We start from the raw sequence: 12,528 nt of genomic DNA, 5'->3' as shown, positions 1-12,528 counted from the left end.
CCGCTTTCGCGGGTATGACGGCTGACGGAACCTCTTGAAATACTTCACCCTTGGACAGACTCAGGGTGAACGGGATCTGTAAAGAAGCGTTAGATACACTACGCTGGTAACGTACAGTTCCGGTAATCGGGCACCGCTATGGGCTGATGTCATGGGGTGTTTGCCGGGTGATAGGGCGAAGAGGTCATAGGAGGGTACTGCGACGGATAGCGTCTCACTGACGCCACCCGACGGGATGGCGTCGACACACGGTGTACCGATAACGAGAGAACTGCGCTCGTTACGCTATTATCAGACCGTCATAGTCCTCGCCCTCGCGGTCTACCTGTACTACCTCGTCTATCGACTGCTGTACACCATGAACCAGGACGCGCCGGCGTTCTCCCTGATTTTCTACTATGCCGAGTGCCACGGGTTCGTCTCCCTTGCGCTCTACTTCTTCCAGTTGTGGCATCCGATCCGGCGAACCCCGCCCCCCGCTTCGCCCGGCCTGCGGGTCGACGTCTACATCCCCACCTACAAGGAGGAGATCGATCTGGTCAGAAAGACGGTGTTGGGCTGCATCAACATGACCTACCCGCACCAGACCTATATTCTCGATGATGGAAATCGGGCGGCATTCGCGGCCCTTGCGTCGGAACTCGGATGCGGGTACGTCACCAGGACGGAGCGCGCCCATGCCAAGGCCGGCAACCTGAATCACGCCCTCTCGGTCACCGACGGCAACCTGATTGTCGTCTTCGACGCCGACTATGTGCCTCAACCAGATTTCCTTGACAAGACGCTCGGGTACTTCACGGACGATCGGGTGGCCTTCGTCCAGACGCCGCAGAATTACTACAACGTCGACTCGTTCTCATTTCATTTCAATCCGAAGCGGCGGATCATGTGGAATGAAGCGGACCTCTTCTATCGCTTTATGATGCCGGCCCGGGACTACTGGGACTCGGCCTTCTTTGCGGGCACGTCGGCGGTATTCCGAAGGACGGCCCTCGCCGACATCGGCGGATTTGCGACAGAAACCATTACGGAGGACCTCCATACCAGCGTACGCCTCTACAAGAGGGGCTGGAAGGGTGTCTATCATAATGAGCTGCTGTCCAGCGGTCTCGCCGCCACCGACCTGAAGAATTATCACGTCCAGAAACTCCGCTGGGCCGAGGGCAATATCAGCCTCCTGTTTGCCGACAACCCGCTATGGACCAGGGGGCTGACCCTGCCGCAGCGGATCTGCTTCTTCGCCACCGTGTTCGGCTGGTTCATCGGCGTGCCCAAACTGATCTACTTTGTCACCCCGGCGGTCATGCTGCTCACCGCGCAATATCCTATCTATCCCTTTGACTGGCCGTTTCTCTGGCGGTATGGGATGTTCCTGACAACTATCATCCTGAGCGTCAAGATCGTCAGCCGAGGGTACGGACGTATCCTCGATGAAGAGCTGTCCAACATGTTGAACTTCTTTGTCCTGACCAAGGCGGTCGTCAGGAGCCTCCTGTGCCGGAGGGCGCGATTCATCGTGACCGGCAAGGGGGCCGGCGAGGCGGTCAGCCTGCGGGGTGTCCTGCCCCAGTTGACGCTGATCGGTCTGTGCATCGCCGGGGTGGAGTGGGCAGTACTGAAGTGGCTGTATACGGTCTCGCGCGACTTGATCGGACTTGGCATCGGCGCATTCTGGACCGGTATGAATGGGCTGCTCGCATGTCGGGCGGTCGCCACGGCGACCGCCCCGCTGCACCGCCGGAGGGATTTCCGGTTTCCCGGCGGCCTGCCGGTCTGGTACCAAGCGGGCTACGATGAGGGAACGACAAAGGGGTTGGGGCTCAGCACCGACCTGAACGAGCATGGGATGGCGCTTATGACCTTTTTACCCCTGCCTATCGGGGAGCCGGTGAACCTGCAGTTGCACCTGGGACCCCGGATCCTCTCATGCGACGGGATCGTCCTGTATGTGCTCAAGGGTCCCACGAACGAGGGGGTCTTCCGATACGGGATTCAATTCAGCGATCCGTGCAGGGCGCAGCAGGACACGATCACGACATTCTGTTTCAACCGGATGCTCCCGACCCTTCTCCGGCGATTCGAGGTCGGGCCCTCACTGTGGACCAAGCGGATGGCAGACTATTACGACCGTCGGCGCATCCGGCGGCGGGCCGCGCGCAGGGTCGTCAGCCTGCCGGCCCTCCTGCATACCGACCCGCCCCACTGCCTGGTCACGGAGGACATCAGTATCGCGGGGGTGGCGTTCATGGCGCCGACCGCGTTGGCTGTGGGCGAGCGGACCGCGATGACGGTCTTCGGACCGTTCGGCAGACTGGACGCGCCGATCGAGATCCGATACTGCCGGGCCATAGCAACCGAGGGCGCCTACAAGGTCGGGGCCGAATTCGTGGGGCTGCCGGAACCGTCTCGTGAGCGTCTGCGACAACTCTGCGAGACCGGGCGCCAAGAGAGGGTCGCGTGAACGGGACCTCCCTGATCAGCAACAGATGGGTCGTCGGCGTCGCCCTCCTGCTGTATGGCGCGCTGCTGTGGGGCGGGTTCCAATGGATCTATCGGGCTGAGATCGAGCTGCAGCGACTGGCGCACGCCACGGAGACGCCGAATCCGGAGCGCACCGGACGCGTCTACGAGGCCATCATGCGCTCACCGGTCAAGCGGACCAATCTCGAGACCTTCGTGGCCCTCGGTGATCTCTTGGAACGTACAGAACGCTGGAATGAGGCGATCCTGGTCTGGCGGCACACGGTGGCTGTGGCGCCTGAAAATCACGGATTCAGGTGGCGGCTCGCGCTGGCCCTGCACAACGCGGGCCGCTATACGGAGGCGGAGCGCTACTTCGCCGAGTTGCTGGGAGAGGAGGCGACCTGACATGGTCAGACAGACACGATGGCGTGCGGTCATGCTCTCCGCGGCGCTGATCGGTGCCGTATTCACCGCGCCGACCCATGCCGAGGAGTCGAAGATCGACGAACACTTCCTGCTGTTGATGGGGGCCAGGAACGCAGCGAAGGCGGGCAAGCACGAGACGGCGATCGCCCGGTACCGGAGGCTGCTCGAACACCGTCCCTCGTACCCCGATGCCGGACAGGAGTTCGGATGGGCCCTGGTAGCGGCCGGACGGATTCAGGAGGCGGAGGAGCAGTTCCGGATCATTCTCCAGACGAATCCCAAAGACATCGAGGCCTGGAAGGGGCTGCTCGAAGCGGCGCGGAAGGGCGGGAAGCAGCATGAGATCCTCAAGTCGTTGGAGCGGCTGGTCGAGTTGGAACCCGCACGCCGCGATCTGCGGATGCAACTCGCGCTCGAACTCCATAACCGCGGGAGGTTCGCGGAGGCCGAAGCGCACATTGTCATTCTGCTGGGAGAGTAGTCCATGCCCCGAACACCCCGCCGAACCGCCATCGGGCTCATGGTCTGCGGTCTGCTCGGCATGTGGACCGCCGCCATCGCAGGGGCGCAGGAGCCCACCGAACGCGAGGTGTTGATGCTGGGCGCCAGGAACGCCTGGAGGCTCGGCGCCTATGACCAGGCGATCGCCAGGTATCGACTGGCCATTGAGCGGGATCCCACCCAATGGGACGCGGTGGAGGAACTGGGGTGGCTCCTGCTTGCCATAGGACGTACCGATGAGGCAATCCGACAGTTTGAGGCCGCTACAACCCTCGCGCCCGACAACCTCACGGTATGGCGCAACAGGGCCAGGGCGTACGGCTGGGCATTCGCGTACGAACCGGCCTTGGACACCTTTGACGTGATCCTCAAGCGGTTTCCGAGTGACGCCGCTACAGAGTTGGAACGGAACGGGAAGCGGGCGTTGTGGCTGGGGCGACTGAGACCGGCACAAGCGGCATTCGAACGGCTGGCGGAACTCGAACCGAACAATACCGAGGCGCTTTTTGATCTGGCACAGATCGCCGCACAGCGGGAACGCCCATGGCAGGCGCAGGCGCTCTACCGCCGCCTGCTGGCCGTAGCGCCGGAACACCGACGGGCCGCGCTGGGGCTGGAGCTTAATACCCGGCTACAGCAGCCGCTGCTCATGCTTGACTACGCCTTCATTGACCAGCAAGGCTATGACGGCAAGCGATCCATCAGATACGGGCTTGGCAGCGCCGAGGGCCGTGTGCGCATCTCCGATACCGTATCGGCCCGATTGGGTTACCAGAACGCCCAGTTTCACTTCGGGCACGATAGCCTATTGGCACACGCAGGTACCGTGGGGCTCGGCTATCACCCGAACAGCTTTCTGCAGTTTACCGGATTCGTCAGCGGTCTGCACTATGATAGAACGGACCGAGACCGGATCAACCTCGGCGTCGGCGTCTCATACGAGACGCTGTCCGGCCTGACACTCCGCGCCGACTTTGAGCGGAAGGATCTGTGGGAGAATCGGACCACCGTATTGGATGGGATCGTTACCCACCGATTCTCGACAAGCGTGAGGGGCGTTGTCGGGCAACGGCTGGAGTGGACGATCCAGGGTGACTTTACCGACTACTCCGACAACAACACCAGGATCGGCGGTGAGTTCCTGGCAGCGTATCGACTGCTCTGGTTCCCGACATCGCTCCGTCTGATCTATCGTGTCAACGGCTTCGGGTTCCAGCGGGAGCGCGCCTACTTTTCCCCGTCAGCCTACGCCACTAATACGCTCGCCGTCGAGTGGCAGCACCGGTTGGGTTACCCGACACACAAAGACTACCTGGCGGAGGCGCCGCGGAATGCCTACTCCATCTACTATGGGATCTCCATCGACAGCAACGGTATCCCGTTTAATGAGTGGCGCGGGAGATTTGCCTACGCGTTGGCGCCTCAGTTGGACGTTGGTCTGTCGCTGAAGACCATCCGGTCGACCGTCTATAACGAGTGGGGCGCTCAGGGATCGATCGGCTATACATTCTAATGAAGGATGACGGCATGCCCCCACGGACAGAGGTCGCGACGGTCGTCGGGCTGTTGGGCCTGCTGCTGGTATCGTGCGCAGCCTCGGTCTCCGACCCCCAGGCCGACACGACTCCAGTAACCGAGCTGATCGCCAAAACGTGGCAGGGGTTCCGCCAGCGGTTTATCGACGCCGATGGGCGTGTCTTTCGTCCGCACAACAGGGGGGACACCGTGTCCGAGGGGCAGGCGTACGCGCTGCTCATCGCCTCACTGCTGGACGATCGGCCGACGTTCGACAGGGTGATGCGCTGGACCCACACGCATCTATCGCGTCAGAGGCACGCCGGCGACCATCTGCTGGCCTGGCACTGGCAACCGGGCCGGGGGGTCGTCGACTGGAACAGCGCCTCTGATGCCGACATCGACTATGCGCTGGCGCTGATCATCGCCGCTCACCGCTGGCACGACCCGCGCTATGCCCAGGCGGCACGACCGATCCTGAACGATCTGCTCAGCCTGAATACCAAGGTGGTGGATGGCCGAAGGTATCTGCTGCCGGGCAACTGGGGACAGGACAACGACCGCACCATCATCAACCCGTCTTATCTGTCTCCGGCGCACTTTCGCGTCTTCTTCGCCTGTACGGGGGATGCCCGTTGGAACGACCTCATCGACAGCAGCTATCACCTGATCGATACGGCCTCACGACGCTTGGCCGGATTATCGGGGGTCGGCCTGATGCCGGACTGGCTGCGCATCGCGCCGGACGGTTCATTGACACGGGCCGAAGGGTTCTCGAATCGATTCGGGTGGGATGCCGTTCGAACCCCGTGGCGACTCGGAATGGACGCCCTGTGGTTCGGCGAAGATCGGGCGAGGCGATACCTCGCGCGCCTGAGTGGATTTTACGCCGGGGAATGGCGAAGACTGGATGGTCGGTTCTTCGCGGAATATAGCTATGAGGGCCGACCGATTGTGGAGTATGAGCACACGGCGAGCTACGCGATGAGCCTGGCAGCGTTGGTAGTGACCGACAGTCTGATCCTGGAGGGTGTATGGGATAGGCTGCGCAGTCGGTTCAACGACAAGGCGCAGCTCTTTGAGGCAACCGACGATTACTACGCCAACAGCCTCGCCCTGCTGGGGCTTATCCTGTACCGCGAGGCGCAGCAACCGACCATCGATCTTAAGACGCTCCGTTGCCGATGAGGTGCCGCGTACCCGTCTCCGTCGCCATGATTGGCTGTTGCGAAGGGTGCCCGGCTATCGCGTGCTCGGCACCGGGCGGTAATACTGTGACGCCTCGGGGATCCAGGCCTCGATCTGCTTGATACGGGCCGACTCCGACGGGTGGGTCGAGAGAAACTCCGGGGGACGGTCATGGCCCTTGGAGGCCTCGGCCATACGAATCCACAGATCGCGGGCAGCGCGCGGATCATACCCGGCCTTGGCCATATAGATGAGCCCCAGATGGTCGGCCTCCGATTCCTGCGAGCGACTCCAGGGCAGCATCAGACCCACCGCCGCACCGGCGCCCAACAAGGCGCCCACCGTCTGCAGGGTCTGCGGGTCGCGTTTCGAGAGCGCCGCCATGGTGCCGGCCAATCCCACCTGCACCAGCAGACCTTGGCTCATCCGTTCGGCGCCGTGTCGCGCAACGGCATGAGCGACCTCATGCCCAAGCACCGCCGCCAGCCCAGCCTCATCCTTCGTGATCGGCAGGATACCGGTGTAGACGGCCACCTTGCCGCCCGGCAGCGCAAACGCATTGGCCTGCCGATCCTCGATGACCACAAACTCCCATGGAAAATCCGTCCGACCGGTAGCCGCCGCAATGCGAGTTCCCACCCGTTTGACCAGATCGTTGGCCGCGGGATCGGTTGAAAGCTTGGATTTCTTGACAACCTCCTGGTAGGATTGGATGCCCATCTGCATTTCATCGGCTTCAGAAAGCAGCAGGAGCTGGGACCGACCGGTGATGGGAACCGTCTGACACGCGGTCATGCCGAGGCAGACAAGGAGGACGAGGCAGGAAGCGGCCAGCCATTTTAATCGAATGGGAAACATAGTGAGCCAGCGATCAGACCCGGTCACTGCTTAGCAGGTCCCTCGTGTCGGTCATTGCGAGGAAGCGCAGCGACCGAAGCAATCCCACCGTTCTTCGCACTCTCAAAAACGGTGAGATTGCCGCGCTCCCGTTGGCCGCTCGCAATGACGACCGCGGCGCGGGAGCCCTCATCGAGACCTTCGTGTGCATGGGCGTACCATCGGCGCAACGGGTATTGGTCAGCACACAATTCTCGCACTACTCAGGGCGGCTCGAAATCGGGCGATGGTGGCGACATAGTCCGGGGTCCCGAATACAGCAGAGCCTGCGACAAAGGTATCGGCCCCAGCCTCGGCGATACGGCGGATGTTGTCCACCTTGACGCCGCCGTCCACCTCCAGGTCAATCGCCTTCCCGACAGCGTCGATGCGCCCACGAATCGCTGTGATCTTCGGCAAAACATACTCGATGAAGCCTTGACCGCCGAAACCGGGGTTCACGCTCATGACCAGCACCAGATCCAGTCCTTCCAGCACATAGTCCAGCCAGGCGATGGGGCTCGCCGGATTGAGGGAGGCCCCCGCGCGACAACCGAGGCTCTTGATCAGTTGGATGGTCCGATCCAGATGGCGGGTCGCCTCCGGATGGACCGTAATGATATCGGCCCCACTCCTTGCGAAGTCGGGAATGATGGGATCCACCGGCTCGATCATCAGGTGGACATCCATCGGCTTCGTCGTATGAGGGCGGATGGCGGCGACGACAGCCGGTCCGATGGTGAGGTTCGGGACGAAGTGATTGTCCATCACATCGACGTGGATATAGTCGGCGCCGGCCTCATCCACGGCGCGCACCTCTTCGCCCAGCCGGGCGAAGTCGGCGGACAGGATTGACGGGGCGATCTTATAGGTGTACGTGGTCACGGACTAGTTGACACGCGGATCAAGTTCGCCCTTTGCGTAGCGGCGGGCCATATCATCCAGAGAGATCAGGCGGATCTTGCTCGCATGGCCGGCGCTCCCCAACTGCTCATAGCGCAGTTTGCAGATCTCTCGCATCCCCTTGGTAGCCGCCGTCAGGAACTTACGCGGATCAAAATTCTTTCTATTTTGCGCCAGATCCCGTCGGATGGCGCCGGTAGCGGCCAGGCGCAGATCGGTGTCGATATTGACCTTCCGTACACCGTGCTTGATCCCGAGTTGGATCTCCTCGATCGGCACCCCATAGGTCGTCGGCATGTCGCCCCCGAACTCCCGAATGACCTGCAGCCACTCCTGGGGTACGCTGGAGGAGCCGTGCATGACCAGGTGGGTGTCCGGGATGCGGGCGTGGATCTCTTTGACCCGCTCCATCACCAGGACGTCGCCCTTCGGCTTCTGGGAAAATTTATAGGCGCCGTGACTGGTGCCGATGGCAATGGCCAGAGCATCCACCTTTGTAGCCTTGACGAACCGGGCGGCCTGCTCGGGGTCGGTCAGGAGTTGATCCCGCGAGAGCGTCCCCTCGGCCCCATGGCTGTCTTCCTTCTCGCCGGTTCCGGTTTCAAGAGATCCGAGGCAACCGAGCTCTCCTTCCACCGATACCCCGATCGCGTGGGCCACCTCAACAATATGCGCCGTTGTCGCGACATTGTACTCATACGACGACGGGGTCTTGCCGTCAGCCAGGAGCGAGCCGTCCATCATGACGCTGCTGAACCCGGAGCGGATCGATGCGATGCAGACCGCTGGAGATGCGCCGTGATCCTGGTGGACCACCACCGGAATATCGGGATACATCTCCGACGCCGCCAGAAACAGATGGCGGAGGAACGGTTCACCGGCATACTTGCGGGCGCCGGCGGAGGCCTGCATAATCACGGGACTATCCGTCTCGTGGGCCGCCTCCATGATGGCCTGAATCTGTTCCATGTTGTTCACATTAAAGGCAGGAACGCCATACCCGTGCTCGGCGGCGTGATCAAGGAGCTGTCGCATCGAAACGAGTGCCATACCTTCCTCCTGTCTCTCTCTGTATGTCCTCTGTGCCTGTCCTAAATCTCGTGACACAACTTGACTGACTTCAGGTTGCTCGGACCATGCTCGGCCTCAATCATGCGCCTCGTCCGACTCTTGCCGCGCATCACCATCGAGTGGGTCGTTGAGCGGCTGTCGGCATATCGCACCCCGTGCAGCAACAACCCATCGGTGATGCCGGTTGCCGCAAAGAATACATCATCGCTGGACACCAGATCGCGCTCGGTCAGCACCCGGTTGATATCGAGGCCCGCCTCGATCACCGCCTCGCGTTCGCCCGGCTTCTGAGGGGCCAGTTGGCCCAGCATCGCCCCGCCCAACGCGCGAACCGCACAGGCGGCAATGACCCCTTCCGGGGTCCCGCCGATGCCCATCAGCACATCCACCCCGGAGCCGGGGGTCGCAGCCATCAGCGCGCCCGCCACGTCGCCGTCGGTGCGTGTCAGCACGCGCGCCCCGGCGGTCCGTAGCGCGCCGATCAACTCCGCATGCCTCGGCTTGTCCAGCACAAATACGGTGAGGTCCGTTATCGGCTTGTGTTTTGCGGCGGCGATTGCCGCCAACGTCTCGGTCACCGGCGCGGTCAGGCTCTGAGGTGAGATCGCCTCCCGCGCCTCGCGCCCCACAACCAGCTTATTCATGTAAAAGCCCGGTCCCGGCGACCACATCGTCCCGCGTGGCGCCACGCCAATGACGGCGATCGAATCCGGTCGACCATGCGCCAGCAGACTGGTCCCCTCCACCGGATCTACCGCTATGTCCACGGCAGGTCCCTGACCGGTCCCAACCGCCTCGCCGTTGAAGAGCATGGGCGCCTCGTCTTTTTCGCCTTCGCCGATCACGACGACGCCGGCGATATCCACCGTTCTGAGCATCGCCCGCATGGCGTGGACGGCCGCCTCATCGCCCGCATCCTTTTGCCCACGTCCCATCCACCGTCCCGCGGCCAATGCCGCGGCCTCGGTCACACGGACCAGCTCCAGGGCAAGATCGCGCCCCAGACACCCGTTCATCGTCGATACACCGCTCATAGACGTCCCCTTTATTATGTGCTGCGAGAACCTGTCAAGGGCTGGATTCACACGCCTGCGCCATCACAGGTCTTTAAGACCGCGGAGGGCGCGTGATTGCGGGAGAAATATTTCACAGGCGCTTGACAATGTCAACTACTTCGTAAGCGTGAAGGGTAAGGCGTAAGGAGTAACCTCCCTCCCCCTGACGCCTTACGCCTTCCGAGTCGCAGCGGCGTCTCTATAGCGGACATCCACCCAGTAACGCGGCAACGATTCGCCGGAGGGAAAGATCAGATCGGCCTTCTCAAAACCGGCGGGATCCTGCATCTCCTCACCGGCGTGGATTCGCCCCATCACCACCGATTGATGGGGATCAAACAGCGCAGGCAGATCGATGACCTCGACCAGATGACCGGACTGTTTGTCTTTCAGGAACATCTCAACTCCTCCTGACGGCGTGTGTCATGACGGTTGACTCGATTGAGAAGGGAGAGAGGCCGAACAGCATGACCAGCCAGGCGATGGCGCAGACAACAATCACAAACACCATGATGACGACGGCAAACAGCAGCGGTCCGCTGAGCAACCGACCCGATGACCCGACTGAAACCGAACTGACATACTCAACGCGGACCTCCTGATCAGGTCGAATCCGACCCTGAAGCGCCTTTGCGAAATCATAGGCCTGTTCGCGATGCCAGGGCCAGCCCTTCATGGTCTCTCGTTTGCCGTCTGTGGTATTGACAATGACCGTTGGGGTGCCCTTGAGGAGGCAGTAGCCGAATAGGACAAAAATCACGCCGACAAGCACTACCATCGCGGGTATCCCAATCAGAATAAGCAGAAGTCCATTGAGGAGGCTGCGGGATATGACGAATTGGACCGATGCGATCTCACTGAGAGGCACATCCTCCTCGTGTCCTTCGGTCAGCCAGCCTCTATTCGGGTGGTAGACGACCCTCTGGTCGGTGACCGCCCCGAATATGTTATCGGCAAAGGTCGTGTCTACTGTTTCTTCCGTCTCGGCCATGCATGAACCTCCCCTTATCAAACAGTACTATCGCCGCTCCGCGTGGCGGATCAATTCATATGTATCAGGTAGTTAGACTGAAGACTAAAGACTGAGGCGCCTGAGAACCTTCCACCTTCAGCCTGGGATCGTGCTGACTTTCAGCCCTCAGCGGTCGTGGGATCAATCACCGACCTGATCTCCGATACCCGGTTGGCCGGAAAACCGCCTTGTCGGGCATGCTCCAGAACCATCTCGGCGTTCGGCGCAATATAGACACAATAGACCTTCTCGTCGGTCACATAACTGTGCACCCACTGGATTTGCGGCCCTAACGCGCCCAGCACACCGCACGACTTCTGCGAAATGGCCTGAAGCTCCTGAGGCGACAGCCTACCCGCCCCCGGGATCTCTCGCTCAATCAGATACTTCGGCATGGACGATCTCCTTAGAAAAGCGTTCAGCGGTCAGCGTTCAGCGTTCAAGAGCAGGCTGAAGACCAAAGGTCAATAGGCTGAAGGCGGAGGATAAGGATCCTTCAGTCTTCAGCCTTCGGTCTATCTCCCTGCTGTAATTACTTCGGAATCGCAACGCCAAACGGCATCTTACCCACCGGGACGGTGGCGATGACCTTCTCGGCAGCCACATCGATCACCGATACGGCGTCGCTGCGACCACAGGCAACATACAGGAGGCGTTCGTCGGGGCTGAAGTCCAGATACCAGGCCCGCTGCCCCACAGGGATCTGTTTCGTAATGGTCATCGTACGGGCATCGATCACGTAGACCGCATTGCTCCGGCCGTGCGCCACATAGAGCCTTCGGCCATCCCGTGTCACCACGACCCCAACCGGCCGCTCCCCGACCGGGATGCTCTTGATGACCTTGTGCCGGGCGACGTCGATCACCGACAGCACGCCGGGCTCGACCTGCTCGCTGGTCACGTAGGCATATCTGCCGTCAGGGCTGAAGGCGATTCCGCGTGGGTTCTTCGCCACCGGGATGTTCGCCGTCACCTTAAGGACCGCGGTATCAATGACCGAGATCGTATTGGACGTCTCATTGGACACATAGGCGATTTTTCCGTCGGGACTGACGGCGATTGTCTCGGGCTCGACCTGAACCTCGATGGTGGCGACTATCGTACCAGTCTTGGTGTTCAGCACCGTGACCGTCCCGCCGTTCTCGTTCACCGCGTACAGCCGAGCCCCATCGGGACTCAGCGAGAGTCCCTCCGGGTCGACCCCGGCCGGCCACGTCTCCAACACCTTCCCGGCTTCCGCGTCAATCACACTGATATCATCGGAATTGCCGTTGGCAGTATACACAAATCGCCGGTCGGGCGAGATCACCACCCCTCGCGGTCGTTTGCCTACAGCAATCGTACGAACCACTGTATTGGTTGTGGTATCGATGACCGAGACCTCATCAGATTTCTCATTCGCAACATAGGCCATCGGTCCCGCCGCGGCGGCCGGTGGAATTCCGCCGGACCAGCACAGCAACGCGACCATAAGCAACCAGCAGCTTCGACGAACTGATTTTGGCATTACTCTCACCC

Annotated in this window: 13 protein-coding genes; 5 read left to right on the top strand and 8 right to left on the bottom strand. The window is 61.4% G+C overall.

Going from position 1 to position 12,528, the window contains the following annotated elements; translation table 11 throughout:
* The first annotated feature begins 235 nt into the window (after positions 1-235).
* From C3F12_05550 to C3F12_05530, 5 genes are all read left to right on the top strand, one after another.
* Positions 236-2,461, top strand: a complete 2,226-nt coding sequence (locus tag C3F12_05550; GenBank protein PWB47434.1) for a hypothetical protein — start codon at positions 236-238, stop codon at positions 2,459-2,461.
* Positions 2,458-2,868 carry a hypothetical protein gene (locus tag C3F12_05545; GenBank protein PWB47433.1) on the top strand — a complete coding sequence of 137 codons (411 nt, stop codon included), beginning with the start codon at positions 2,458-2,460 and terminating at the stop codon, positions 2,866-2,868. The genes C3F12_05550 and C3F12_05545 overlap by 4 nt, the downstream gene beginning before the upstream one ends.
* A gap of 1 nt (position 2,869) precedes the next feature.
* The gene (locus C3F12_05540) at positions 2,870-3,370 is read left to right on the top strand and encodes a hypothetical protein (protein PWB47432.1); all 501 of its coding nucleotides are present in this window, start codon (positions 2,870-2,872) and stop codon (positions 3,368-3,370) included.
* Positions 3,371-3,373: 3 nt separating this feature from the next.
* Positions 3,374-4,903 (top strand): hypothetical protein, encoded by a 1,530-nt coding sequence (locus C3F12_05535; GenBank protein ID PWB47431.1) that lies wholly within the window; start codon positions 3,374-3,376, stop codon positions 4,901-4,903.
* A gap of 65 nt (positions 4,904-4,968) precedes the next feature.
* Entirely contained in the window at positions 4,969-6,093 is a 1,125-nt protein-coding gene (locus C3F12_05530) for a cellulase (protein ID PWB47607.1), read from the top strand.
* A gap of 54 nt (positions 6,094-6,147) precedes the next feature.
* Here the strand turns inward: C3F12_05530 and C3F12_05525 are convergent, their stop codons facing one another.
* From C3F12_05525 to C3F12_05490, 8 genes are all read right to left on the bottom strand, one after another.
* Positions 6,148-6,951 carry a peptidase M48 family protein gene (locus C3F12_05525; protein ID PWB47430.1) on the bottom strand — a complete coding sequence of 268 codons (804 nt, stop codon included), beginning with the start codon at positions 6,949-6,951 and terminating at the stop codon, positions 6,148-6,150.
* 219 nt (positions 6,952-7,170) lie between these two features.
* A complete protein-coding gene (locus C3F12_05520; protein PWB47429.1) occupies positions 7,171-7,854 on the bottom strand; it encodes a ribulose-phosphate 3-epimerase in 684 nt (227 codons plus the stop codon).
* A 3-nt stretch (positions 7,855-7,857) separates the two neighbouring features.
* The gene (locus C3F12_05515; GenBank protein PWB47428.1) at positions 7,858-8,922 is read right to left on the bottom strand and encodes a fructose-bisphosphate aldolase class II; all 1,065 of its coding nucleotides are present in this window, start codon (positions 8,920-8,922) and stop codon (positions 7,858-7,860) included.
* Positions 8,923-8,963: 41 nt separating this feature from the next.
* Positions 8,964-9,977, bottom strand: a complete 1,014-nt coding sequence (gene glpX / locus C3F12_05510; protein ID PWB47427.1) for a fructose-bisphosphatase class II — start codon at positions 9,975-9,977, stop codon at positions 8,964-8,966.
* A gap of 192 nt (positions 9,978-10,169) precedes the next feature.
* Positions 10,170-10,397: an acetyltransferase gene (locus C3F12_05505; GenBank protein PWB47426.1), complete on the bottom strand. Its 228-nt coding sequence runs from the start codon at positions 10,395-10,397 to the stop codon at positions 10,170-10,172.
* Between the two features lies 1 nt (position 10,398).
* Positions 10,399-10,989, bottom strand: coding sequence for a hypothetical protein (locus C3F12_05500; GenBank protein PWB47425.1), 591 nt, complete (start codon positions 10,987-10,989; stop codon positions 10,399-10,401).
* A 140-nt stretch (positions 10,990-11,129) separates the two neighbouring features.
* Positions 11,130-11,405 (bottom strand): DUF4242 domain-containing protein, encoded by a 276-nt coding sequence (locus C3F12_05495; GenBank protein PWB47424.1) that lies wholly within the window; start codon positions 11,403-11,405, stop codon positions 11,130-11,132.
* Positions 11,406-11,542: 137 nt separating this feature from the next.
* On the bottom strand, positions 11,543-12,517 hold the full coding sequence (locus C3F12_05490; GenBank protein ID PWB47423.1) for a hypothetical protein: 975 nt from the start codon (positions 12,515-12,517) through the stop codon (positions 11,543-11,545).
* Positions 12,518-12,528 lie beyond the last annotated feature (11 nt).

The sequence above is a fragment of the Candidatus Methylomirabilota bacterium genome (genome assembly GCA_003104975.1).
In the GTDB taxonomy this organism is placed as follows: domain Bacteria; phylum Methylomirabilota; class Methylomirabilia; order Methylomirabilales; family Methylomirabilaceae; genus Methylomirabilis.
The sequence above is the reverse complement of the archived record's forward strand: the minus strand, read 5'-3'. Positions and strand labels throughout refer to the sequence as shown.